This is a genomic window from Lactobacillus melliventris, from assembly GCF_013346935.1.
GTDB lineage: Bacteria > Bacillota > Bacilli > Lactobacillales > Lactobacillaceae > Lactobacillus.
Map to the genome: position 1 here is coordinate 231,222 of NZ_JAAEEB010000001.1, position 25,621 is coordinate 256,842.

Consider the following 25,621-nt stretch of genomic DNA (forward strand, 5'->3'; position numbering starts at 1 on the left):
CTTGATGAGGTGAATTCATGAAGCGAATTGGAATTTTAACGAGCGGTGGCGACGCTCCTGGCATGAATGCGGCTGTTAGGGCAGTAACTAAAACCGCTATTCATCATGGACTTGGTGTTGTTGGTATTCGTTATGGTTTTGCCGGGCTTGTAGCTGGTGACTTTGTAACCTTAACTGCTGAAAATATTGATCACATGATTAATGCAGGTGGTACTTTTCTCTACAGTGCCCGTTACCCGGAATTTGCACAAAAAGAAGTGCAAGAAAAGGGAGTAGAGCAATTAAAAAAGCATGACATCGATACTGTAATTGTTATTGGTGGTGATGGTTCATATCATGGTGCGCTGGCATTAACCCGTTTGGGAATTAATTCTATTGGGTTACCGGGTACCATCGATAATGATATTCCATACACTGAATATACAATTGGTCTTGATACCGCCTGCAATACAGCCATGCAAGCCATCGACAGAATTCGTGATACTGCCAGCAGTCATCACCGTGTTTTTGTTGTGAATGTGATGGGACGTGATTGTGGTGACATTGCTATGCGCGTTGGTTTAGCCAGTGGCGCCGATGCTATCGTCGTTCCAGAACGGCAATTTGATATTAAAGAAATTGCGGAGAGATTAAAACGTGGTTTCAAAGACGGCAAAGACAATGGTATTATCATTTTAGCTGAAGGTGTCATGAATGCTGCTGATTTTAGAACTGAGCTTTTAAAATACGGCGATTTCGATTGCAGAGCCAATATTATTGGTCATATGCAGCGTGGCGGATCACCTACAGTTTTGGATAGAATAAATGCTACAAAGATGGGCAATTATGCGGTTAAGTTACTTCTTGATGGTAAAGGCGGTTTAGCTGTCGGCATGGAGAATGGCCAACTGGAAACCCACGATATTCTGGATTTATTTGATGAAAAACATGCCAGCGAAGAGTCGTTAATTGATATTAATGAAGAAATGACTAAATAATTAGTCGATTTTGGGGAGATTTTTAAATAATGAAGAAAACTAAAATTGTTAGTACCTTAGGGCCAGCTTCAAATGATATTGAAACTATTACAGCTTTGGCTAAGTCAGGCGTAAATGTATTCCGTTTCAACTTTTCACATGGTGATCATGCTGAGCATCTGTCACGGATGAAAATGGTTCGTCAAGTCGAAAAAGAAACTGGCTTAGTACTTGGTATCGCATTAGACACCAAAGGTGCTGAGATTAGAACCACTGATCAAGAAGGTGGCAAGTTTACCATTAATACTGGAGACCAAATTCGTGTATCAATGGACGATTCCAAACCGGGTAACAAGGACATGATCCATGTTACTTACGAAGGTCTTTATGGTGATACCCACGTTGGTGGTCATGTTTTAATTGATGATGGTTTAGTTGACTTATTAATTAAAGAAAAAGACGAAGAAAAGAAAGAGCTAGTTTGTGAAGCTCAAAACACTGGTGTTATAGGTTCCAAAAAGGGTGTTAATGCACCTGGAGTTGAAATTCGCCTGCCAGGAATTACCGCAAAAGATGCTGATGACATCAAATTTGGTTTAGCTCATGGCATTAACTTTATTTTTGCTTCGTTTGCACGTAAGGCACAGGATATCCTTGATATCCGTAAGTTGTGTGAAGATGCAGGTTGTGATTATGTTAAGATTTATCCTAAGATTGAATCACAAGAAGGTATCGATAATGCAGATGAAATCTTGCAAGTTTCAGATGGTTTAATGGTTGCTCGTGGTGACATGGGGGTTGAAATTCCATTTATTGATGTGCCATTTGTTCAAAAAGATTTAATCAAGAGAGCAAACGCACTTGGCAAGCCAGTTATTACTGCTACCCAAATGCTTGACTCAATGCAAGAAAATCCTCGTCCAACTCGTGCTGAAGTTTCAGACGTAGCTAACGCTGTACTTGACGGTACCGATGCAACTATGCTTTCTGGTGAATCCGCCAACGGTTTGTACCCAGTTAAGGCTGTTTCTGCAATGGCTGAAATTGATGAAAGAACTGAACAAGAACTTCTTAAGCGTAATACATTGGCTCTGCAAAGATTTGAAGAATACAAGGGTTCAAACGTTACTGAAGCTATTGGTGAATCTGTTGTGCGGACTGCCCAAGAATTAGGTGTTAAAACCATTATTACTGCAACTAATTCAGGCTATACTGCCAGAATGATTTCTAAATATCGTCCAAACGCCAATATCTTGGCCTTAACTTTTGACGAAAAGATTCAACACTCACTTGGCATTTCTTGGGGTGTTCAACCTTTACTTACTGACAAACCAGCTTCGACTGATGATATGTTTGAAGTAGCAGCTAATGTTGCCAAGGAACAAGGCTATGTTAAAGATGGTGATTTAGTAATCATTGTTGCTGGTGTTCCTGTTGGTGATTCAGGTACAACCAACTTAATGAAATTACAAATCATTGGTAGCAAATTGGCTCAAGGGCTGGGTGTTGGTAACGGCTCAGTTGTTGGTAAAACAGTTGTTGTTAATAGTGCTGAAGAAGCTATCAGCAAGGTTAAAGAGGGCGACATCATGGTTGCCAGAACTACTGATCCTGATTACATGCCAGCTATTAAGAAGGCTTCAGGTTTAGTTGTTGAAGCTTCTGGATTGACTTCACACGCTGCAGTTGTCGGTTTATCATTAGGAATTCCAGTTGTGGTCGGTGTTACTGGTGCTACTGAAAAGATTGGCAGTGGTATTACTATTACTGTTGATGCTCGTCGTGGTGCTATTTACCAAGGTGAAGTTTCAAATCTTTAATTAAAGTAAAATGTGAAAATAGCCAGTAGCCAGTACTGGCTATTTTTGTTTGCTTTTGATCTGGGTAAATTAAATTAAAATCATTAGTTAATTTGGTTTGACTGATATCAATTTAAGCCATTAAAATGATATACTTGTTATCAGATCCAATATCTAGACTTAGGAGATTAATCATGCTAGGCACTATTGCAACTGGAAAAATAATAGATCAAAATGAAAATTCTTTTTTTGTTCAAGTCGAAGGTTTCACTTATGAATTGAAACGAAAGGAAATTACTCAGGAAGAAAAGCCAAAACTGGGAGATCAAATCAAAGGATTTCTGTACGATAATAAACAGCATAATCGCGAAATGACCCAGTTTCTACCCTTTGCTCAAGAAGATCAATATGCTTGGAGCAAAGTGACTGAAGTCAAGTATAACTTAGGTGTTTTTGTAGATATTGGTTTGCCAGATAAAGATATAGTGATTTCCTTGGATGATCTCCCTTATGACAAAGAACGCTGGCCTGAAGTTGGTGATCAACTGCTAGTTCATCTTGAAACTGATGAAAAAGATCGTATTTGGGCAAAAATGGCGGATGAAAATATTTTTGAACAACTTGCAGCTCATTTTCCAGACGGTATGAATAATAAAGATGTTTTTGGGACTGTTTATTCAGCCCGTGAAGTAGGAGCATTTGTAATTACTAAAGAATATTATTTGGGTTTTGTTCATCCGTCACAAATGGCTCGGCCACTACGTTTAGGTGAACAATTTAAGGGTAGAGTTGTTGGTGTTAGTCAGTATGGCCGCCTAAATTTGAGCAGTCTGCCGCGATCATTTGAAGAAATAGATGAAGATGCGCAGATGATTTTGATGAGTTTGCGCAGAAAAAAAGATAAAACATTACCTTTTTATGATAAATCTGATGCAGAGGATATAAAAAGCTATTTTGGCATCTCAAAATCTGCTTTTAAACGAGCATTAGGACACTTGTTGAAGGGAAAATACATAGTGGAAGATAAAACTACTGGAACAATTTCATTAGTTAACGACCCCGAAGAAGACAAAAATGAATAATTTAACAGAACAAGTTGAGGACTATTTAAGATATAGTCAAATTGAGCGAGGACTAAGTGCTAATACAATTACTGCTTACAAGCAGGATTTAAGCTCTTTCATTAATTTTTTGCAAAAGGAAAATTTAACTTCCTGGCCGACTAAAGCAATTGATATTGATGCTTTTTTGGCCGAGCAACGCGATCAAAAGAAAGCAACAAGTTCTATTAGTCGTTTAATTTCAAGTCTGCGAAAATTTTACCAGTGGCTGGTAAGACAAAATATTCAAAAATTGAATCCTATGCTTGAAATAGACTCACCCAAAAAACGTCGTCCTTTACCAGTTGCTTTAACCACAGTCGAAGTTACTGACTTACTTAAGCAACCTGATATAAAAAAGAAACTGGGATTACGAGACCGTGCTTTACTTGAAACGTTGTACGCAACGGGCATAAGGGTGAGCGAATTAATAAACCTTAAATTTACCGACTTGCATGAAGAATTGAAATTAGTCAAAGTTTTTGGTAAAGGGTCAAAAGAACGGTTGATTCCTATTAGTAAAGTTGCTTTGTCCTGGATTAATAGTTACAAAGAAAAAGTACGTGATCCACTCATATTAAAAGTGGGAAAAAATACGGATTTTATTTTTCTTAACAGCCGCGGCGGTTCTCTAACTCGACAAGCTGTGTGGCAAATTATCAAGCATTACTGCAAGCTGGCAGGTATTCAGAAAAATGTTACCCCTCATACTTTAAGACACACCTTCGCTACTCACTTACTTGAAAATGGGGCTGATTTGCGTGTGGTTCAAGAGATTTTAGGACACTCGGATATTAGTACTACACAAATTTATACCAATTTGTCCCAAAAACATATCATACAAGTTTACGAGAAAACTCATCCCCGAATTTAAGGTGATTAAATGTTAATTGAATGTAAAAATGACACGGAAAAAGTAGCAATGGGTTTGTTATCCTATTTACCGGATTTTAAAAATCTCGCAAATCTTAAGGATGAAATTCAATTAAATAAAAATAGTGCTGAATTTTGTCTATATCTTTATCGGTCTAAGGATCCTAATTTTATTGGTGTGATTGGCACGCAAGCGAATAAACAATTTGTTGTCATTCGCTACATTTCATTTGCTCCTGATTTTCGCAAAGCTAAATACGAAGCAAAGGCAGTACAAGAACTGGCTCAAAGTAATCCCCAAAAAAGAATTACGGCTGTTCCTGAATATATTGATCTGATTAAATATTTAAAAAAGGACTAAAAAATATGAGTGCTAATCTTACTTTGGAATTACCCAATTTTGAAGGCCCCTTAGATTTGTTGCTGCACTTAATTAAAGTACAGAAAATTGATATTTATGATATTCCGATAGCCCAAATTACCAGCCAATATTTAGCTTATTTACATCAAATGCAAAGTCTTAATTTGAAAATTGCCGGTGAATATTTCGTGATGTCATCATTGTTGTTACGCATAAAGTCTCAATCACTACTGCCGCAAAATGATTTCATAGAAAATGATGAGGAACAGGAAGATCCTAGGGATGAACTCGTACAGCAGCTTATTACCTATTCAATATTCAAAAAAATCTCGGTTTACTTTAAAAAGCGTAACGAAAAGGTTCCCATTACTGCTGCTAAAGAGGAAAGCGTGCCCCTTAGTAAAAAGATTCAGCCGTTACCTCGAGGACAAATTACTTCCACCGAATTGGCTAATACGTTTATTTTAGTATTACAAAGAATGAAGATCAGACAGCCAGATATTGTTTCGGTTGAGGTGAAAGAGACCTCTGTTAAAGAGATGAGTACTTTTTTGCAAAATGAATTGGCAAAGCGCAAAAAGGTCAGTTTTTTTGCATGTTGTCAAAGAATGAAAACTTTATCTGATGTTATTGGTTTGTTTTTAGCATTGCTTGAACTTTGTAAAAAGCAAGAATTGCGGGTAACACAAAATAGAACATTTGGCGATCTGAACTTAGAAAGAATTGATAGCGATGATAACTAAAATTGCCCAGTTAGAGGCTCTATTGTATGTGGCCGGTGATAGTGGCATTGAAAGCACTAATTTGTGTGAACTTTTGCAAGTTGACAGGCCTGCACTGCGCGAATTAACTAAAAGTTTGCAGGAAAAATTACAGCAAAATTCAGATTCAGGTCTACAAATACAGCAACTAAACGATTCTTATAAATTGACAACAAGGCCGGAAGTAAGCAAAACAATTGAAAACTTTTTTCAAAAAGATTTAACTAAAAGTCTTAGTCAGTCCGCTTTGGAAATATTAGCAATTGTTGCTTATAAGCAGCCTATTACTCGGATAGAAATTGATGAAATCAGAGGGGTAAATTCATCTGGTGCTTTACAAACATTAATTTGGCGGGGTCTTGTAAAGATAAATGGCAAAAAAGAGGCTCCGGGACACCCTAATTTATACGTGACAACTGACTATTTTTTGCAGTATTTTGGTTATCAAAGTTTAGCCGATTTACCTCTAATTGAAGATTTTGAAGATGATAGTGTTAATGCCGAAGGTGAAATCGATTTATTTGCGGCTAAGGGTCAAGCAGATAAGAATATTGCTAAAACTCAAAAAGGAGAATCATAATGGTGTTAGAACGATTACAAAAAGTAATTGCTGAAGCTGGAATTGCTTCACGACGCAAGGCTGAAAAAATGATCACCGCAGGGCGGGTGACAGTTGATGGTAATGTAGTTACAAAATTAGGTACTAAGGTAGATACATTTAGTAATATTACCGTCGATGGCGAACCAATTGAGCGGGAAAGTTTGCACACATACCTTTTTTATAAACCGCGTGGTGTGGTATCGACTGCCAGCGATGACAAAGGCCGAAAAACCGTTGTTGACTACTTTAAAGAATTGCCCTACCGCTTGTACCCAATTGGCAGACTAGATTATGACACGTCAGGTTTACTCTTGATGACCAATGACGGAGAGCTTGCAAATTTATTGATGCATCCACGCAATAATGTAGCCAAAGTATATGTTGCTAAAATTACGGGTGTGCTTTCTCCTGCAGAAATCAGTCAGCTTACCCACGGAGTAAAAATTGATCGTCATAGATGTGCTCCAGCTAAAGTTAAAGTAATTAGAACTGACCGCAAAAAAAATAGCCAAATAGTACAGTTAACTATTCATGAGGGGCAGTATCATCAAGTAAAAAGAATGTTTAAGGCCGTTCATCATCAGGTTAAAAAATTAGCACGTGAAAGATATGCCTTTTTAACCCTGGATTCTCTGATTTCCGGAAGTTTTCGCGAATTATCCCATGAGGAAGTTGACAGATTAAAAGACGTAGATTAAGATGGTATTTGAAAATTAAATATTAAGTTTGTTGTCTTCATGGCAGGGTGAAAATCCCGACCGGCGGTGAGAGTCCGCGACCCACGAAAGTGGTGGAATCTATTGTGATACCGATAGTTAAAGTCTAGATGAAAGAAGACAGACTAAACTAAAAGCCAAGATCTTTAGCTTACTTTTACTCGGTCTGTTGCTAGGAGCAGCAGACCGAGTTTTTTGGAGGTAAGAATTTTGCAAAGAAAAGGCAGAAATAATTTAGTCAATATAGTAGCTTATACTTTAATTGGAACAATTGCATATGTATTAATGCTTTTGGAAATACCATTGCCTGTCACTAGCTTCTTAAAATTTGATTTTTCTGATGTTGTAATTACAATTGGTACTTTTTTATTTGGTCCGTTACCCGGTATTTTCATCGCGTTTGTGAGAATGCTAATTAATTTAATATATAAAGGTTTTGCTCTACCAAGTTTAGTGGGTCAATCTGCGGCCTTTTTAGCATCAATTTCATTTGCTTTACCGTTTTATTATTTGACTAGAAATATCAATAAAGATGAAAAGAGTTTTACAAAAAAACATTTAAAACCAATTTTAGGTATAGTCCTTGGCATTATAGCAATGGCTTTTGTTTTGTCAGTTTTAAATGCTCTGGTCCTAACACCTTTTTATGCAGCAACTACGGTACCCAATTTGCCAGCTATTCATGGTTATTCAGGTCTACTGGCGTTTACTGAGAAAGTTTATTTGGGCAAATTGCTCCACATTCCATCAATGAGTGCCTATATTTTTGGCATTATTGTGCCGTTTAATTTATTAAAAGGGGCAATAAATGGTACGGTTGTTTACTTACTGTTTGAAACTGTTTTGAGAACAATCAAACCATTTGTCAGAAAAAACTTCAATTTAAAAAACTAAAATCAGAAATTATAAAATCGGTCTATTAAATGACCGATTTTTTTATCCACTTAAATGTTAAATATGCTAAAATTAAACAGGTTAGGTAAGGAGGCTTTTTAAGATGACTAATAATCCTAAGGGACCATATCAACATTATAAACGTCCACAAAAAACAAGAGTTGAAGCGTACAACTCTGTTTCTAAAGGTTGGATTGTACTCATTGTTTTACTTATAATGATACTAATTGGCCTTGTTCCAGTAGTTCATCATTTAGCAGCGAATAATAGTTCAAGTAATAAAATAGTTGAAGTACGCAAAACCCATAAAAAAGCTGCTAAAAAAGCAAAAACTAAAGCTTCTCCTGCAAAAAACAAACTTGTCGAAAATAAAACTAAGAGCAAGCCGAAAGCAGAACAGAAAGCTAAGGTTAAGCAAAAAAGGAAACACGCAAAAACTAAACCCAAAATTAGACAATATATAGTTCAAAGTGGAGATTCTTTAAGTAGTATTGCTCGTCGTTTTAAAATTTCTGTTGGTCAATTAGCTGAGTTAAATCAACTTGATCCTAACAGTCAGGTGGATATCGGACAAGTACTGCGTATCAAATAACTTAGAAAGGATAGGGACTGCAGTCCCTTTTTTATTGAATGCAAGTAGCAATTGATGGACCAGCTTCAGCTGGAAAAAGTACAGTAGCGAAGATAATAGCTCAAAAATTGAACTTTACGTATATTGATACGGGAGCAATGTACCGTGCTTCTACCTGGTTAGCACGTGAACACAAACTTAGTTATAGTGATGAAAAAGGCATATTGGCTGCTATTGACAAAGAAAAAATTGAACTGAAAAGTGAAAATGGCCAACAAAAAGTTTTTGCCGGCGATAAGGATATATCTCAAGATATACGTACACCGGATATTTCTGCTCACGTTTCTCAAGTATCAGCTTTGGCAGGTATCAGAGCTAAAATGGTCAGTTTGCAAAGACAAATGGCCGGTCAGATGAATGTAGTGATGGATGGTCGTGATATTGGGACCACGGTTTTGCCTGCAGCTGACGTTAAAATCTTTTTAGTTGCGTCTGCTCATTCTCGAGCCCAAAGAAGAATGCTTGATTTTAAAGAAAGAGGAATTAAAACTAACCAGTCCCTTGAAGAAATTGAACAAGACATAGTGGAAAGGGATTATAAAGATTCGCATCGTAAAATTTCACCATTAAAAAAGGCACTTGATGCTATTGAAATAGACACAACTTCTATGACTATAGACCAGGTAGTTAATGCAATCTTATCTGAAATTAAAAAAAGTCAAAAAAACTATAAAAAAAGGGTATAAAACAGTAGAAAAATATCAAACTTTCATTTAGAATTAGAGTATGATATTGGGAGGTAAATAATGTCAGAAAACAGTAATCAATTTTTAGATGCATTAAAGCAAATGCAAGGAGTTGAGGTCGGAGATATTGTAGATGTTGAAGTCTTAGACGTTGAAGAAGGTCAAATCGATGTTGGTGTTGAAAATGCCGGTATTGAAGGTGTAATTCCTCGTCGTGAATACACTTCAGATCGCAACGTTGACCTACGTGAAGCAGTTAAACCAGGCGATAAGCTCAAAGCTTTAGTTTTAAGAAAAGCCGGCGGAGACAAAGAGAATGGTGAATTCTTCTTCTCAGTTACCCGCTTGAAGGAAAGAGAAGCTTACGATGAACTGCAAAAAGATTTTGAAGCCGGAAAGACAATTGAAGGCACAGTTACTTCTTCAGTTCGTGGTGGTTTGTTAGTAGATGTAGGCACTAGAGGATTTTTACCTGCGTCATTAATTTCTAACCGTTATGTTTCGGATCTTAAGCCATTTATCGGCAAAACCATGAAACTTAAAATTACTGAAATTGATCCAAGTAAGAACCGCTTAATCCTTTCTCACAAAGATTTAATTGAAGAAGAACGTGAAGAAGCTTTTGACAAGGTTGCATCACAGTTAGTTGTGGGTGATGTTGTTGAAGGCAAGGTTTCCCGTTTAACTAATTTTGGAGCTTTTGTTGATGTTGGCGGTGTTGATGGTTTAGTCCACATTTCCGAGATCTCATACAAACATGTTGATAAGCCAAGCGATGTTTTAAAGGCTGGTCAAGATGTCAAAGTTAAAGTAATTGGTATTGATGATGATAGACATCGCATCTCCCTTTCAATTAAGCAAACTGAACCTTCTCCTTTTGAACAAGCTACAGCTGACTTACACGAAGGCGATGTGTTTGAAGGCGAAGTTAAATCTTTAACTAACTTCGGTGCTTTTGTTGAAGTAGCTGATAATATTCAAGGTTTAGTTCACGTTTCTGAAATATCATATAAACACGTAGACAAGCCAAGTGATGTTTTAAAGGTTGGTCAAAAAGTTAAAGTCAAGGTCTTAAACATTGACCCTGGTGAGCGTCGCATTTCACTTTCTATGAAGGCTGCTGAGCCAAAGAATTCTGAAAATGAAGGCAACCGTTCACACAGTTCATATAACCGCAATTCAGTAAATAAAAAATATATGAACAATGATGACAGCGGCTTTGCTTTAGGTGACATCATAGGTGACCAATTAAAAGATCGTCGTTAATTTAAATAAAAAGCCGACTCTTAAGTCGGTTTTTTTATTTGTAAAAGGAGGCTGAAAAATGGTTTTACCCGTAGTTGCAATTGTAGGACAGCCTAATGTTGGTAAATCAACGCTTTTCAACCGGATTATTAATCAACGGTTAGCAATAGTTGAAGATAAACCTGGCGTGACTAGAGACCGTAATTATGCGCAAGCTGAATGGTTAGGGCACAAATTTGATTTGATTGATACTGGTGGAATAACTTGGGAAAATAGTAATATTGAAGAAGAAATAAGAGCCCAAGCTGAAATAGCAATTGAAGAAGCGGATGTAATCATCTTTTTAACTAATGTCGCTAATCATGTAACAAATCTTGATGAGCGCATTGCCCAAATGCTTTATCAAACTAAGAAGCCAGTGATTTTAGCTGTAAATAAAGCTGATAATCCAGAGCAGCGGATGGACATTTATGATTTTTATAGCTTAGGTTTTGGCGATCCTATTCCTGTTTCAAGCGTGCATGGCACGGGTATTGGAGATTTGCTGGATCAAATAGTGCAAAGTTTGCCTAAAGACTTGAAGCAAAATGAGCAGGAGCAAATTTCTTTTAGTGTAATAGGTCGGCCTAATGTAGGAAAATCATCAATTGTCAACCGCCTTGTCGGAGAAAATCGTGTAATTGTTAATAACGAAGAGGGAACGACCCGTGACGCAGTTGATACCCCTTTTGAAACAGATGGTACTAAATTTAGAATTGTTGATACAGCTGGTATAAGGCGCCGGGGAAAAGTTTACGAAAAGACTGAAAAATACTCAGTAATGAGAGCAATGGGTGCAATTGAGCATTCCGATGTTGTCTGCTTAGTACTTGATGCTAGCACAGGTATTAGAGAGCAGGACAAGCATGTTGCTGGGTATGCCCACGATGCTGGTAGAGGGATTATTATTGTTGTCAATAAATGGGATTTGCCTAAAAAAACAAGTAACAGTGGCAAGGATTTTGAACAAATTATTCGTACAGAATTTCAATATCTTGATTACGCTCCTATTTTATTTGTTTCAGCAAAAACGGGGCAAAATCTGGCGAAAATTCCCGAATTGGTTCGAAGAGTTTCTCATAATCAGCAACAAAGAATTAAATCCAGCGTGTTAAATGACCTCTTACTAGAAACCAGCAAGTTAGTTCCGACGCCTATGATTAAAGGTAAAAGATTACGCGTTTACTACATGACGCAGGTAGCCACTAATCCACCAACTTTTGTCGTATTTGTCAATGATCCGGAATTAATGCATTTTTCATATCAGCGCTTTTTAATTAACCAGTTAAGGGAAAATTTTGACTTCTCCGGCACCCCTATAAAAATTATTGCTCGAAAAAGAAAATAGTTTGTATCTACCAAAGACACAAAAATCACATTTTTAGAGGTAATTGCTTGTTGTATCAAGGGTTTTGTGCTATTTTGAAATCAAGGAAAAAAGTGATGCTAATAATCATTTATTCCCTGTTCCTCTATTGAGGAATTAAATAAGGATCTTACTAAGAGATTCAAGTTACAGGAGGTGAATTCCCAATGGCAAATAAGGCAGAATTAGTCACTGAAGTTGCAGCAAAAGCTAAATTAACTAAAAAAGATGCAGCTACAGCAGTTGATGCAATTTTTAGTTCAATCCAAGAAGATCTTGCTAAAGGCAAAAAAGTACAATTAATTGGCTTTGGTACTTTTGAAGTACGTAAGCGCGCAGCTCGTAAAGGACGTAATCCACAAACAGGCGATGAAATCCAAATTCCAGCAAGTGTTGTACCTGCATTTAGACCTGGTAAAGCTCTTAAGGAAGCTGTTAAATAGCTCAATGACTTTATTTAAAAGATGGTGGCTTAATTCGCCATCATCTTTTTTGTTTGATATTATTTGTAGCTGTAATTGACCTGATCGGCTAAAATAAAATAATGGAGGAATGAAAAATGAGCTATTCGGAAAAGCTGCTTGACGCAATTGAGCGGCAAGATTTTTCTCAAGAAAAGTCATTATTACAAAAAGCCTTGGACAAAGATGAACCAGAGATTTTAGCATCACTAGCTGAGAACTTGGTGGGGTTAGGATTTACCGATCTAGCAAAGGAAATTTATCGCAGTTTAATTGCCCGTTTTCCCAAAGAAGACTTGTTTAAGATTTATTTAGCTGAGATATTATTAAATGACGGTCAAGATGATGATGGTTTAACTTTGCTTTATAATGTTAGTCCTGACTCCTCCGCCTATCTTGACAGCTTGCTTGTTCAAGCTGACTATTATCAGACTAACGGTCTGCTGGAAACGGCCTATCAAAAACTGCTAGAAGCTGAAAAAATTGCACCTGATGAAGATGTCGTAAAGTTTGGTTTGGCTGAACTCGATTATCTGAGTGGCCATTATGAACAAGCACTTTCGAGATACCAAGATTTGTTGAAGCGTCATAAAACATTTAGTGAAGTCAATTTAAATGACCGTCTGTTTCAAACTTTAGCCAAATTAGGTCGTTACGAAGAGGCAGGGGAAGTAATTGCTAAAAATGGCAATGATATTCTTGATATTGACAGTAAGTATCAGGCTGCCTTGGTAATGTTAACTCTGCATAAAGATGACCAGGCAATTAAGTATTTGAATGAAGTAATCGATCAAAGTCCTGATTATGTTAATGCTTACAGGTTGTTAACTACGGCATATGAGCATAAAAACGATAACGAACAAGAATTACGCTCGGCTCAATTAGGAATAGCATATAATGAACTTGACCCCGTTCTTTATAAAAAAGGAGCACAAGCAGCTGTTAGGTTGAATGACTTAGATACAGCTAAAAACTTGTTACAAAAAGGAATAAAAAAACTTCCTGAAAACTTTGATTTGCGTTTGCAGTTATCTAATCTTTACGTTAGAGAAAATGACAATGAAGCAAACATTGCTCTTTTTGCCAAGGTTGACGATGAAGACTTAGAACCACAGGTTCACTGGAATTTAGCTCTTTCTTACCAAAATTTGGATCAAAGTGCAAAAGCAAAAAGTGAGTTTTTATTAGCCTATCCAGAATTTAAAAATAATAGTGCTTTTTTAAAGCAAATGCTACTATTTTTTAATACCGAACCCAATTCTCAAGACATCGTAAAGGAATTATTAGAAGCCTATCTAAAACTCGAACCCGAAGATACTGAGATGCAGGAAATGTATGATGAATTACTGTCATAATTGCTAAATTAATATGATTACCTGGATTTGAAAAAAAAGATAGTTTTGTAAGCATCCACCTTAAATTTAATAATTAAAAAAGGCAAATAAACTAGTTGCGAAAAACTTGAGTTATTTGCCTTTTTAAATCTTTATGAAGCTATTTCCTAATCAGCAGGTGGTGGCTTTTTTGTTTATAAGTAAAGCCTTCGCCTAAAACCTCATGAACTTCAATAACGCTGACAAATGCCTGGGGATCTTCTGCAGCTATTAATTCTTTTACTAGGGGAATTTCTCTGGGAGAAACTACTAAGTAAATTACTGGTCTTTTAGTTTTTTTATAACCACCACGCGCCTCAAGATAGGTGAAACCACGATCCAGCTTTAAGTCAATCATTTTTGCAATTTCTTGATAATGATCAGAAATAATAAGCAGACCACGTGCAGAATATGCACCCTGTTGAACAGCGTCCATAACACGTGACAGAATAAACGCTGCTACTAGGGTATACATGATATGTTTGAGGTCAAGGTATGTTAAAGAAGATAATAAAATAATGGTATCGCAAAACAGTAAAACTTTGCCAGAAGATATGCCATATTTCATTTGCATAATTCTGGCGATAATATCTGTACCACCCGAAGTACCATTAAAACGAAAAACTAACCCTAACCCAATGCCAGAAAGCGTGCCAGCCAGAATTGCTGACAAGAAGAGGTCGTGTTCTAGGTTCAATTGAGATATAATAGGGATTAAGCGCCAGAACCATAGGAAAAAGGACAGCCATAATGTTCCCCAAATAGTATAGGCCAACAGTCTTTTGCCCATAAAACGGTATCCTAGGATGATTAGCGGTATATTAAGTAGTAAGGACGATAATCCCATATTAATGCCCCAGAAGTGTCTTAATAACAAGGTAATACCGCTGATACCACCATCTGTGAGTTTATTTGGTACTGAAATCATGTCAAGGCTGAGAGCATAAATCGCACAGCCAATCATAATCATTAACAGTTCCATGATGCTTTTTTTGTTAATTTTTTGCATAATAAAAACTTTCTTTTCTAAACCATTACCTTAAGACTACCATAAATTAAAGACAAAAAAACTAATAAATGAGTTGATTTAATAATGATGAAAATAAATAATTTACCAGCTATTTTTACAGCAGCTTTTCCGGTACTTCAACAGTTAGAACAAGCAAATTATGAAGCATATTTTGTTGGTGGTTCTGTTCGCGACCTGCTTTTAAAAAGGCCGATACACGACATTGATATTGCCACGAGTGCCTATCCAGAAGAAGTTAAACAGCTTTTTCCTAAGACAATTGATACCGGAATTAAGCATGGTACAGTTACCGTTTTGCATGGCGGTTCAAGCTATGAAATAACTACCTTTAGAACAGAATCAGGTTACCAGGATTTTCGCAGACCCGATCATGTTACTTTTGTGCAAAATTTAGCTGAAGATTTAAAAAGGCGTGATTTTACCATTAACGCTTTAGCGATGAATAGAAAGGGTGAAATAATTGACCTTTTCAACGGCATAGGAGATTTACAAAAGCACCTCATTAAAGCAGTAGGAGATCCAATGAAGAGGTTTCATGAAGATGCTTTACGGATGATGAGGGCTGTTCGTTTTATGAGTCAGCTTTGTTTTGACCTGGAACCTCAAACTGAAAAAGCCGTAATGGATATGCATCAACTATTGCCCAAAATTTCAGTTGAACGAATTCGTGATGAGTTTGTCAAAATGGGTACCGGAATGAACTCACGCGCAGCTTTCAAAGTGTTTTTACGGACGAAATTAAGTGAGGGTGTGCCGGATTTTGCTGGTAAAAGTGAGTTGCTGGGGATCTATCCCAAACTGAAATTTAACCCAAGTATGGAAACCAGTTTGTGGGCTATCATAATCATTTTATTGAAAATTACTGATAATCAGATAACTCAGTTTATGCGTGATTGGAAAAATTCAAATGCCATGACGGAAAAAGTTAAAAAAATTGTAAATTTGTTTGACTTAATTTCTGCAAAATCTCCTTCTGACCTTGAATTATTCAATGCTGGTAAAGAGACTCTCCTTAACACTATTGATGTAGCTCACATTTTAGGACAACCAATCAATTCTGAGGCTTTAGTAGATCGCTATACAGCATTGCCGATTAAATCAATGTCTGAACTTGCCATTGACGGGCAATTCTTAATAGCTAATGGCGTAAAGCCAGGACCAAACTTAGGACAAATACTTAATCAAATAAAGCAAAAAGTCATTGCAGGTGAATTAGTCAACTCTGAAGATGATATTCAAGAATATTTAGAGCAAATTAAGTAATTCAAACGTACAGTAGTACGGAGAAAAACATTAGGGTTGAGCCTAAAATAACGAATAGATGCCAGATTACATGAATAAAGGGAATACCTTTCATTGTGTAAAAAAGGGCACCAACTGTATAAGCTACGCCACCGCCAACTAAAAGCCAAAATCCCGTGGGACTGAGACGAACATAGAGGTAGTTGCCAGCCAAAATTACGAGCCAGCCCATTGCGACATACAAAATAGTATCAAGTATTACATGCTTACCCCTATTAAAAATATAGTAAATGATGCCAAATATAGCGATGATCCAAACCAAACTGAACAGTAAAATACCCCATTTACCACCAATGGCGACTAATGAAAAAGGGGTATACGAACCAGCAATTAGCAGAAAAATTGATGAGTGATCAAAAATTTGAAAAACATTGCGGGCGCGGGTAAAAATTAAACTATGAAAAAGTGTAGAGAATAAATATAGGAGAAGCAAACAGGAACCATAAATAGTAAAAGTGACGATTCTTAAGAGGCTATGGGTTGAAACTGCTTTAATGATTAACAGAACTAGACCTGCTACTGCTAAACAGAAGCCGATACCATGGGTGACAGCACTTAAAATGTTATCTACTAAGTAGTATGTTTTGGATCTTTGAGCAGGTTCCTGCCACAACTTTTGCAATTTCATCATGAAACAGTTTGTTCGCTTTCTTTTATTTACAAGTTTTTTTGCTATAATGATTTATAATTAATACAGTTCACATTCTATCATAAATGAGAACATCTAAGCAGAATTGAGGGCGAGTACGTTGTCAGAAATTAAAATTTTGACTGATTCTTCCGCGCAGTTAACGCCGGAAGAAATAAAAAAATATCATATTACCGTTGTGCCTTTGTCGGTCACAATTGACGGCAATACCTATATTGATGGAGTGGAAATAACCAGACAGCAATTTGTCCAAAAAATGAGCGAGTCTAAAAAGTTGCCAACCACCAGTCAACCACCAATCGGAACAATAGTTGATACCATTAATGAGCTGACTAAAGATGGCAGTGAAGTCATCGGCATTTTTCTAGCCAAGGTATTAAGCGGAACAATTGACGCTGCTCGTCAGGCTGTGAAATTAACGGGTAAATCTGATCTGGTTCATATTGTTGACTCTGAATTGACGGATCGTTCTGAAGGCTTTCAGGTTTTAGCTGCTGCACGCGATGCAGCTGCAGGCAAGACTATTCCTGAAATTTTAGCTCATATTGAAAAAATTAAAAAAACTCAGCGTTTGCACTTACTAGTTGTTAATTTAGAAAATGTTATTAAGGGTGGACGTTTGGGTCCCTTAGCCGGCAAAATTGTGAACATGCTTAATATCAGAATTGAATTGCAGATGCCCAATGGCCATTTGAAAATTGCTAAAAAAGGTCGCGGCAAGAAGTTCTCTTTAGCTTTTGATAAGCGCATTTTAGATGAGATCGAAGCTAATAAAGAAAAAATTAAAGAAGTTGGCATATCTTATGTCGCAAATGGTAGTACGCCGCAGAAGCTTCTTGATTTAGCCCAGAAAATTAAAGATATCAATTCCAAAATAGATGTTTTGGTGAGAGAAACCAGTCCTATTATTGCTACACACGCAGGGATGGGTGCTTACGCAATTTTGTATTATACGGAGTAGAAATTGGCCTATAGAGAAAGTTTTTATCGTTATTTGATGACTCAGCGCAATGCTGATTCAAATGATGAAGTTGCACAATTTGCCAATAACGCACAAAATGATCAGACTTTTCCTAAACAAGAACAGAATTATGAGAAATTATCTGATTATCTTGAGCTCAATGCTGGCTATTTACCAAGTATGAGCATTTTTGATAAAGCATATCAAATGTATCGTGAAAAGATGACGTATTAATTTAAGGCTTCCTTGAAATTTGAAGCCATTTTAGTTGGGGAAAGGCAGATAATGGTTAACATTCAATGGTATCCGGGACATATGAATAAAGCTCGGAATCAACTTGAAGATAAAATGAGCTTGATTGATGTCTTCGTTGAAGTTTTGGATGCAAGAATTCCTCAGTCTTCACGTAATCCAATGATCGAAAAATTGGTGGGAGATAAGCCACATTTAATTATTTTGAATAAGGCAGATTTAGCTGATCCAGTAATGACCAAAAGATGGCAAAAAAAATTTACCACCAAAGGAAAATATGTGATGGCTTTGGATTCTCTTCATAACACCAATATGCAGATATTAGTGAAAATGATTAAAAAAGCTGCTGCTAATAAAATTAATAAGTTGACCCAAAAAGGGGCAGTCAGCCCAGTGATTAGAGTGGCTATTGCCGGCATACCTAATTGTGGTAAATCAACCATTATTAATCGTCTTGTAGGCCGAAATGTGACTCAAGTTGGTAATAAACCGGGAGTGACAAAGGGCCAAAATTGGTTAAAAACTACTGAAAATATTCAAGTCTTAGATACTCCAGGTATTTTATGGCCTAAGTTTGAAGACCAAACAGTTGGATTAAAGCTTGCCGCTCTTGGTGCCATCAAGGATACTGTTTTTAGTGCCGATGATGTTGCTTTATTTGTTTTATCAAAATTGCGCAAACATTATTTAAACGATTTAAGTAAGTTTGCTCGCACACCAAAAGCTGAAATTGAACGAATTAATGATACTGATTTGTTATTGGCATTAACTGAAGAATACGGCATGCGTGATGATTATGATCGCTTTTCTATGTACCTATTACAAAGGCTGCGCAAGGGAAAAGTAGGAAGGATTACATTAGATCGCATATGACGATTGGAGAAATCAAAAAATTACTTGCTAAGGATGCAGTTAGTCCAGAAGATTTGAATATCTTAAAAAATGATACGCGTGTTGGTGTGCAGAAATTACTACTTAGTTACAATAATCGTCAGCAAAAATTAGCTAAGAAGAAAGCGGCTTTTTTAAAAAGATTTGCATATGAAAAAACGTTTTGGGCAAAAAAGCAAATAGTTGCTGGCGTAGATGAGGTGGGCAGAGGTCCATTAGCCGGTCCGGTGGTGACAGCTGCTGTAGTCATTGATAACAGTTTTGATCTAATTGATGTTAATGACTCTAAAAAATTAAGCGCCAGTCGGCGTTTAGAATTATATCCATTAATTTTAGAAAAAGCAGTTGATGTGGCAATTGGAGTTAAAAGTCCTGAGATTATTGATAAAGTAAACATATACGAGGCAGACCGGTTGGCAATGGCTGAAGCGGTAAAGGATTTACATGTTAAAACTGATGCCTTGCTGGTTGATGCTATGCAAATACCGGTGAATCTACCGCAAATTCGATTAATTAAGGGAGACTCTAAGTCAAACTCTATTGCCGCAGCTTCAATTGTAGCTAAAGTTTTTAGGGATAAATTGATGGCGGATTATGCGCGAATTTATCCTGAATACCATTTTGACGAAAATGCTGGTTATGGCACTCAGACTCATATTCAAGCACTTAAGAAATACGGACCATGCCCGATTCACCGCAAGACTTTTGCACCTGTAAATTCCTTTTATCAATAAAAAATATTCCTCCTTTTTACGTATTTGTATTTAGGAGGTTTTTTTATGAAAATTACCAGCTTTCTTTTGCGCTTGAAATTACAAAAAAACATCGGTTATGTTAAGATGTTACGGGTTGCAAGTCAGTTAAATGTTGATGAGGTCACTATTCAAACTATCAAAAATTTGGACTTGACAAGCAGCTTGATTAAAACCTGCATCAATGCTTATAATGACATGCATGCAGACAAAATGATTAAAAGAGTAGAAAAACAATGTCAAATTATCAGTTTTTTTGATTCTGAATATCCTGAGAACTTACGTCAAATATACCAGCCACCGCTAATTTTATTTTTACAAGGTAATGTACAATTGCTGCAAAAAAACATCGTAACAATAGTCGGCTCACGGCAGGCGACCAGTTACAGCAGTATTGTTTTGAATAAGATTGTACCTAACTTAATAAAAAATGATTATGTTATTGCCAGTGGCTTGGCTAAAGGCGTAGATGTAATGGCACACAAAGCAACATTAAAATATCATGGTCAAACAATAGCGGTGGTAGGTAATGGCTTAAATCATTATTATCCCATGATAAATTGTCATGTGCAGGAACAGATTGCACAAAAGGGGTTAATACTAAGTGAGTACCTGCCAGATACTCCGCCTAAGCCATTCAGATTTCCTCAACGAAACAGAATTTTAGCTGGTATAGCTGAAAGTGTAATTGTCACAGAAGCCAAGCAAAAATCTGGGTCTTTAATTACAGCTAATTTAGCTTTACAAGAAAATCGTAATATTTATGCTGTTCCGGGACCAATTACCAGTGAGCTTTCTCAAGGACCTAATAAACTCATTCAAGCAGGAGCTTATCCCATTACTGATTTTGATTTCTAACTTGAAAGATTTGACAATTAGTAGTTAAATATTCTATTCTCAATTAAGTATTTAAAAAAGAATTTAATGAGGAGGCTTTTGATGCCTACTAAATCAAAGCCAAAGAAACGTAAAAAAACATTAGTCATAGTTGAGTCTCCGGCAAAGGCTAAAACTATTGAAAAATATTTGGGGCGTAATTATCGTGTTATCGCTTCAAAAGGACACATTCGTGACTTACCTAAATCACAGATGGGAATTGACTTCGACAATAATTATAAGCCAAAGTATATTTCAATTAGGGGTAAGGGCGATACCATTAAGGAACTTAAGTCTGAAGCTAAAAAAGCTAAAGATGTTTATTTAGCATCCGACCCCGATCGCGAAGGCGAAGCCATTGCCTGGCACGTAGCCCATGTTCTTAATTTAGACCAAAATGACAAAAATCGAGTAACTTTTAACGAAGTCACTAAAGATGCAGTTAAAAACAGTTTTAAAAATCCTAGAACGATCGACATGGATACTGTTAATGCCCAACAGGCCCGGAGAATTCTGGACAGAATTGTGGGCTACTCTCTTTCTCCTATTTTATGGGAAAAAGTTAAAAAAGGCTTGAGTGCTGGACGTGTTCAGTCGGTTGCTTTAAAGCTGGTGATTGATCGGGAAAAAGAGATCAAGAACTTTAAGCCCCAGGAATACTGGACAATTGACGCTGAATTCAAAAAAGCGGCCAAGACTTTTAAGGGTCAATTCTGGGGGATAAACGGCAAGAAAACTGATTTGCCAAATAATGATGCTGTACAAAATGTTTTAACTAAAGTCGATAAAAAGAAAATTTTTCAAGTTGAGAATGTGGTTAAACGTGAACGCCGGCGCCAACCAGCTGCCCCCTTTACTACATCCACTTTGCAGCAGGAAGCCAATAAGCGCTTGAATTATCGTACTAGAAGAACAATGAGTATTGCTCAACAATTGTATGAAGGAATTAGTCTGGGTAAGCAGGGCACTGTTGGTCTAATTACCTATATGAGAACAGACTCTAAACGTACTTCTCCGGTGGCGCAGGCTGAAGCTTCAAAATTTTTAAACGAGAAATATGGTAAAGAATACGCTGCCAAAGGGGCTCGCCATTTTAAAAATCAAGAAGATGCTCAAGATGCCCACGAGGCAATTCGACCAACTAGCGTCTATCGAACACCAGAGTCGCTTAAATCCGTTTTAACAACTGAACAGTATCGTTTGTATAAATTAATTTGGTCCCGCTTTTTAGCCAGTGAAATGACCCCAGCTGTATATGATACGGTAAGAGCAGATATCACTCAAAATGGGATAATTTTTAGAACAACCGGTTCTAAAATGAAATTTGCCGGTTTTACCAAGGTTTATGACAACCAGCAGGAAACCAATATTGAACTGCCGGAATTAAATAATGGCGATGAAGTCAAACTGACTAAATCAGATAATAAGCAACATTTTACCATGCCACCTGCTAGATATACCGAAGCAAGTTTGGTTCATGCGCTAGAAGAAAATGGTGTCGGTCGGCCTTCAACTTATGCGCCTACTATTGATACAATTCAGCGGCGTTATTATGTTAAATTGGATGGTAAAGCGATTGTCCCAACCGAGTTGGGAGAGATCGTAGACAATTTAATTGAGCAGTTTTTCCCTGACATCGTCAATATCGATTTTACGGCTCAACTCGAAAATGACCTTGACGGAATCGAAGAGGGTAAGAAAAACTGGGTTAAAGTCATTGATGAGTACTACCATCCCTTTAAAAAAGAATTAGACAAGGCCGATGCCGGTATTAAAAAGGTGCAAATTAAAGATGAGCCTGCAGGATTTAATTGTGACATCTGTGGCGCACCAATGGTTATTAAAATGGGACGTTATGGTAAGTTTTATGCTTGTTCTCGTTTCCCTGATTGTCGTAACACTAAAGCAATAGTGAAAAAAGTAGGCGTTACCTGTCCTAAATGTGGTAAGGGTGACGTAATTGAGAAAAAGTCTAAGCGTAACCGTAAATTTTATGGTTGCTCGCGCTACCCGGATTGTGATTTTGTTTCCTGGGATAAACCGATTAACCGTAATTGTCCCAACTGTGGTCATTTTCTCATTGAAAAGAGAAATAAAAAGGGGCCTGTTGTCCTCTGTCCGAACGGCGATTATAAAGAAGAAGCTAATAATGAGAAAAACCCGATAGAAAGTTAAATTTATGTTAATATCATCAGATCATTTGTGGTTTGATGATATTCTTGTATATAAGAAAATAATTTTAGTAAAGGAATATGATGATATGCCTGAAAAAGTAACTGTAGTCGGTGGTGGCTTGGCTGGTAGTGAAGCAGCTTGGCAATTAGCCAAACGTGGAATCACGGTTGATTTTTATGAAATGCGTCCGCAAAAAATGACACCTGCTCATAAAACAGACCAGCTGGCCGAACTGGTATGTACCAACTCAATGCGTTCGAATCAATTATCTAACGCGGTTGGATTATTAAAAGAAGAAATGCGGCAACTTGATTCATTAATTATGGCGGCTGCTGATCAATCTCAAGTTCCTGCAGGAGGAGCACTTGCAGTTGATCGGACTGAATTTAGCGGCTATGTCACAAGCAAGTTGCACTCTTTACCTAACATTAATTTTCATACAAAAGAAATTACACAAATCCCGTCTGACACGATTGCCATTGTTGCAACGGGTCCTTTAACTAGTGACAAGCTTGCCGCAGAAATACAAAGGTTTTCTGGTGCAGAAAGTTTGCATTTCTTTGATGCCGCAGCTCCGATAATTGCTGCTGCTTCGATCGATATGAATATCGTTTATAAGAAATCACGTTATGACAAGGGAGAGGCTGCATACTTAAACTGCCCCATGACAAAGCAAGAGTATGAGAATTTTGCGCGGGAATTAGTCAATGCCGAATCGGCTGAAGTTCACGACTTTGAAAACAGTGATGTTTTTGAAGGTTGCATGCCGATTGAGGTCATGGCAAAAAGAGGACCTAAGACAATGCTTTTTGGTCCCCTTAAGCCGGTAGGGTTAGAAGATCCGACTACTGGTAAAATTCCTTATGCTGTGGTTCAGCTCAGGCAGGATAATGCAATAGCATCAATGTATAATATAGTTGGTTTCCAAACGCATCTTAAATACGGTGAACAGAAACGGGTTTTTTCAATGATTCCCGGACTTGCTCATGCTCGTTTTATTAGGTACGGTAAAATGCATCGCAATACTTATATGGCTTCACCAGCAGTTTTAACTCCAGCGTATGAGGCAAAAAAGCAGCCTGGTTTATTTTTTGCTGGTCAAGTTACTGGGGTTGAAGGCTATGTTGAAAGTGCCGGCAGTGGTCTTGTTTGTGGAATTAATGCTGCCAGAAGAGCTAATGGGCAAGAACCGGTGACTTTTCCCAAATTAACTGCTTTAGGTTCGATGGCTAATTATGTCACTAGCGCCGATATTAAGCATTTTCAGCCAATGAATGCCAGCTTTGCACTAATTCCTGGACTAGAAGGGCGTAAGATCCGTAATAAGAAAGAACGTCATTTACAAATAAGCCAGAGAAGTTTAGAGAGCTTAAAGGAATTTCAACAGAAAGTATTGAATTAAATGAATGAACAACAAGATAATTTACTAGTTCTTTTTACCGACTATTTGCTCAATGAGCGTCAGTACAGCCCTAAAACAATTATCTCCTATCAAACCGACTTAAAATCTGCAAAAAGGTTTTGGCAGGATTCAGGGGGATTTGATGGTTGGAAAAAAATAGGTAGAAGAGACATTGAAATATATCTGCAGCACTTAGCCGATCAAAATTTAGCGCGTTCGACACAGTCGCGCAAGATGTCTAGTCTTAGGTCGTTTTACCGCTTTTTAACTAGACGCAAAATTGTTAAAATAGATCCAACCCAGACTATAATTCTACGTGCCAAAGAGCGCAAACTACCTCAGTTCTTTTATGCTCCTGAACTTAAGCAGGTTTTTGACTCATTATCTGGAACTGACCCGTTAACTTTGCGTAACTTGGCATTAATTGAATTGTTTTATACTACGGGGATGAGGGTCAGTGAAGTAAGCAATTTAAAAAGAAAACAAATAGATTTAGATTTAAAGATAATTTTAGTTCATGGTAAGGGTAATAAAGACCGGTATGTTGCTTTTGACGATCAGACTAAAGCTGCTTTGGTCAAATACTTGGAAGATGGACGCAAGCAGCTTTTAAATGATCAGGAAGATTTAGGCTATGTATTTCTAAACAACACAGGAAAGCGGCTAACAGAACGTGGTATCGAGTATATCATGCAAAAAGTTTTCAATGGAGCTGGCATTAATGGTAAAGTACATCCGCACGAGTTGCGCCATTCATTTGCGACGGCAATGTTGAATAACGGCGCCGACTTGCGCAGTGTACAAGAACTCTTAGGCCATGATAATTTGTCAACAACTCAAATATACACGCATGTAACTATGAGTCATTTGCAGGCAAACTATGAAAAATACTTTGCTCGCAACGATAAGAAAGATGAGGCAAAATAATGACAACAATATGTTCAGTAAAATTTAATGGTAAAACCGCAATTGCTGGTGATGGCCAGGTTACTTTAGGAGAAAAAGTAATAGCCAAAGCTACTGCTAAAAAAATAAGACGTATTTATCATGATCAAGTGGTAATTGGTTTTGCTGGTGGTGTAGCTGATGCTGTCAGTTTGCAGGATATGCTTGAAGGTAAACTGGAAGCTTTTGGTGGAGATTTACGCAGGGCAGCCGTTGAAATGGCCCAAGCTTGGCGTAAAGATGCCACTTTGCAAAAGCTGGAAGCAATGCTGATTGCGTTTAATGAAAAAGATCTTTTGCTAATCTCAGGTAACGGTGAAGTGCTTGAACCCGATGAAAATGTAGTGGCGATTGGCTCTGGCGGAAATTTTGCCCAAGCGGCTGCAATTGCAATGACCAGACATTCTTCTAATATGACTGCCAGTGAAATTGCTCATGAAGCCGTTGAAATAGCCTCTGGAATTGATATCTTCACTGATGATCAGATTATCACAGACGAATTGTAATAACGGAGCGTAAAAAAT

At 37.3% G+C, this 25,621-nt stretch carries 27 protein-coding genes and 1 riboswitch; of the genes, 25 read left to right on the forward strand and 2 right to left on the reverse strand.

What is annotated here, in order from left to right; translation table 11 throughout:
• Window positions 1-17 precede the first annotated feature (17 nt).
• The 15 genes from pfkA to GYV61_RS01155 all read left to right on the forward strand — a co-directional run bounded on the left by pfkA (window position 18) and on the right by GYV61_RS01155 (window position 13,844).
• Complete coding sequence (gene pfkA, locus GYV61_RS01085; RefSeq protein ID WP_110446052.1) at window positions 18-977, forward strand: 6-phosphofructokinase; 960 nt, start codon at window positions 18-20, stop codon at window positions 975-977.
• Window positions 978-1,006: 29 nt separating this feature from the next.
• A complete protein-coding gene (gene pyk / locus GYV61_RS01090) occupies window positions 1,007-2,776 on the forward strand; it encodes a pyruvate kinase (RefSeq protein ID WP_122037558.1) in 1,770 nt (589 codons plus the stop codon).
• A 173-nt stretch (window positions 2,777-2,949) separates the two neighbouring features.
• Window positions 2,950-3,837, forward strand: coding sequence for a CvfB family protein (locus GYV61_RS01095; RefSeq protein ID WP_174794434.1), 888 nt, complete (start codon window positions 2,950-2,952; stop codon window positions 3,835-3,837).
• Window positions 3,830-4,729, forward strand: coding sequence for a site-specific tyrosine recombinase XerD (xerD, locus tag GYV61_RS01100; protein ID WP_174794435.1), 900 nt, complete (start codon window positions 3,830-3,832; stop codon window positions 4,727-4,729). The genes GYV61_RS01095 and xerD overlap by 8 nt, the downstream gene beginning before the upstream one ends.
• Window positions 4,730-4,738: 9 nt before the next feature.
• Window positions 4,739-5,089 carry a reductase gene (locus GYV61_RS01105; RefSeq protein ID WP_174794436.1) on the forward strand — a complete coding sequence of 117 codons (351 nt, stop codon included), beginning with the start codon at window positions 4,739-4,741 and terminating at the stop codon, window positions 5,087-5,089.
• Window positions 5,090-5,094: 5 nt separating this feature from the next.
• Window positions 5,095-5,832 carry a segregation and condensation protein A gene (locus GYV61_RS01110; RefSeq protein ID WP_110446056.1) on the forward strand — a complete coding sequence of 246 codons (738 nt, stop codon included), beginning with the start codon at window positions 5,095-5,097 and terminating at the stop codon, window positions 5,830-5,832.
• Window positions 5,822-6,430: an SMC-Scp complex subunit ScpB gene (gene scpB, locus GYV61_RS01115; protein WP_174794437.1), complete on the forward strand. Its 609-nt coding sequence runs from the start codon at window positions 5,822-5,824 to the stop codon at window positions 6,428-6,430. Before GYV61_RS01110 ends, scpB begins: the two co-directional genes overlap by 11 nt.
• Window positions 6,431-6,432: 2 nt before the next feature.
• Window positions 6,433-7,149, forward strand: a complete 717-nt coding sequence (locus GYV61_RS01120) for a pseudouridine synthase (RefSeq protein WP_046325201.1) — start codon at window positions 6,433-6,435, stop codon at window positions 7,147-7,149.
• Window positions 7,150-7,178: 29 nt separating this feature from the next.
• A riboswitch (FMN riboswitch) is annotated at window positions 7,179-7,293 on the forward strand.
• Window positions 7,294-7,374: 81 nt separating this feature from the next.
• Window positions 7,375-8,061 (forward strand): ECF transporter S component, encoded by a 687-nt coding sequence (locus tag GYV61_RS01125; RefSeq protein WP_046325202.1) that lies wholly within the window; start codon window positions 7,375-7,377, stop codon window positions 8,059-8,061.
• A 103-nt stretch (window positions 8,062-8,164) separates the two neighbouring features.
• On the forward strand, window positions 8,165-8,653 hold the full coding sequence (locus tag GYV61_RS01130) for a LysM peptidoglycan-binding domain-containing protein (protein ID WP_174794439.1): 489 nt from the start codon (window positions 8,165-8,167) through the stop codon (window positions 8,651-8,653).
• 38 nt (window positions 8,654-8,691) lie between these two features.
• Window positions 8,692-9,378: a (d)CMP kinase gene (cmk, locus tag GYV61_RS01135; protein ID WP_174794440.1), complete on the forward strand. Its 687-nt coding sequence runs from the start codon at window positions 8,692-8,694 to the stop codon at window positions 9,376-9,378.
• Between the two features lie 60 nt (window positions 9,379-9,438).
• Entirely contained in the window at window positions 9,439-10,644 is a 1,206-nt protein-coding gene (rpsA, locus tag GYV61_RS01140; protein ID WP_122026031.1) for a 30S ribosomal protein S1, read from the forward strand.
• 58 nt (window positions 10,645-10,702) lie between these two features.
• On the forward strand, window positions 10,703-12,010 hold the full coding sequence (der, locus tag GYV61_RS01145; RefSeq protein ID WP_174794441.1) for a ribosome biogenesis GTPase Der: 1,308 nt from the start codon (window positions 10,703-10,705) through the stop codon (window positions 12,008-12,010).
• 185 nt (window positions 12,011-12,195) lie between these two features.
• On the forward strand, window positions 12,196-12,471 hold the full coding sequence (locus GYV61_RS01150; RefSeq protein ID WP_046324801.1) for an HU family DNA-binding protein: 276 nt from the start codon (window positions 12,196-12,198) through the stop codon (window positions 12,469-12,471).
• 116 nt (window positions 12,472-12,587) lie between these two features.
• Window positions 12,588-13,844, forward strand: a complete 1,257-nt coding sequence (locus GYV61_RS01155) for a tetratricopeptide repeat protein (protein WP_174794442.1) — start codon at window positions 12,588-12,590, stop codon at window positions 13,842-13,844.
• A gap of 139 nt (window positions 13,845-13,983) precedes the next feature.
• On the opposite strand, the gene GYV61_RS01160 is transcribed toward GYV61_RS01155, so the two are convergent.
• The gene (locus tag GYV61_RS01160) at window positions 13,984-14,871 is read right to left on the reverse strand and encodes a YitT family protein (RefSeq protein ID WP_046324803.1); all 888 of its coding nucleotides are present in this window, start codon (window positions 14,869-14,871) and stop codon (window positions 13,984-13,986) included.
• An 84-nt stretch (window positions 14,872-14,955) separates the two neighbouring features.
• On the opposite strand from GYV61_RS01160, the gene GYV61_RS01165 reads away from it, so the two are divergent.
• Window positions 14,956-16,155 carry a CCA tRNA nucleotidyltransferase gene (locus GYV61_RS01165; RefSeq protein ID WP_122026035.1) on the forward strand — a complete coding sequence of 400 codons (1,200 nt, stop codon included), beginning with the start codon at window positions 14,956-14,958 and terminating at the stop codon, window positions 16,153-16,155.
• A 1-nt stretch (window position 16,156) separates the two neighbouring features.
• Here the strand turns inward: GYV61_RS01165 and trhA are convergent, their stop codons facing one another.
• The gene (gene trhA / locus GYV61_RS01170) at window positions 16,157-16,822 is read right to left on the reverse strand and encodes a PAQR family membrane homeostasis protein TrhA (protein WP_110446703.1); all 666 of its coding nucleotides are present in this window, start codon (window positions 16,820-16,822) and stop codon (window positions 16,157-16,159) included.
• A 121-nt stretch (window positions 16,823-16,943) separates the two neighbouring features.
• Between trhA and GYV61_RS01175 the strand changes: the two genes are divergently transcribed.
• The 9 genes from GYV61_RS01175 (at window position 16,944) to hslV (ending at window position 25,603) form a co-directional block, all read left to right on the forward strand.
• The gene (locus GYV61_RS01175; protein ID WP_110446064.1) at window positions 16,944-17,804 is read left to right on the forward strand and encodes a DegV family protein; all 861 of its coding nucleotides are present in this window, start codon (window positions 16,944-16,946) and stop codon (window positions 17,802-17,804) included.
• 3 nt (window positions 17,805-17,807) lie between these two features.
• Entirely contained in the window at window positions 17,808-18,038 is a 231-nt protein-coding gene (locus tag GYV61_RS01180; protein WP_046324806.1) for a YozE family protein, read from the forward strand.
• 51 nt (window positions 18,039-18,089) lie between these two features.
• Window positions 18,090-18,929 (forward strand): ribosome biogenesis GTPase YlqF, encoded by an 840-nt coding sequence (gene ylqF, locus GYV61_RS01185; protein ID WP_046324807.1) that lies wholly within the window; start codon window positions 18,090-18,092, stop codon window positions 18,927-18,929.
• Window positions 18,926-19,681, forward strand: coding sequence for a ribonuclease HII (locus tag GYV61_RS01190; RefSeq protein WP_174794443.1), 756 nt, complete (start codon window positions 18,926-18,928; stop codon window positions 19,679-19,681). Before ylqF ends, GYV61_RS01190 begins: the two co-directional genes overlap by 4 nt.
• A gap of 45 nt (window positions 19,682-19,726) precedes the next feature.
• Window positions 19,727-20,557, forward strand: coding sequence for a DNA-processing protein DprA (gene dprA, locus GYV61_RS01195; RefSeq protein ID WP_174794444.1), 831 nt, complete (start codon window positions 19,727-19,729; stop codon window positions 20,555-20,557).
• A gap of 81 nt (window positions 20,558-20,638) precedes the next feature.
• The gene (gene topA, locus GYV61_RS01200; protein ID WP_174794445.1) at window positions 20,639-22,750 is read left to right on the forward strand and encodes a type I DNA topoisomerase; all 2,112 of its coding nucleotides are present in this window, start codon (window positions 20,639-20,641) and stop codon (window positions 22,748-22,750) included.
• 85 nt (window positions 22,751-22,835) lie between these two features.
• The gene (gene trmFO / locus GYV61_RS01205; RefSeq protein ID WP_174794498.1) at window positions 22,836-24,152 is read left to right on the forward strand and encodes a methylenetetrahydrofolate--tRNA-(uracil(54)-C(5))-methyltransferase (FADH(2)-oxidizing) TrmFO; all 1,317 of its coding nucleotides are present in this window, start codon (window positions 22,836-22,838) and stop codon (window positions 24,150-24,152) included.
• Window positions 24,153-25,079, forward strand: coding sequence for a site-specific tyrosine recombinase/integron integrase (gene xerA, locus GYV61_RS01210; protein WP_174794446.1), 927 nt, complete (start codon window positions 24,153-24,155; stop codon window positions 25,077-25,079).
• Window positions 25,079-25,603, forward strand: a complete 525-nt coding sequence (gene hslV, locus GYV61_RS01215; RefSeq protein ID WP_046324812.1) for an HslVU peptidase proteolytic subunit — start codon at window positions 25,079-25,081, stop codon at window positions 25,601-25,603. The genes xerA and hslV overlap by 1 nt, the downstream gene beginning before the upstream one ends.
• Window positions 25,604-25,621: the final 18 nt, after the last annotated feature.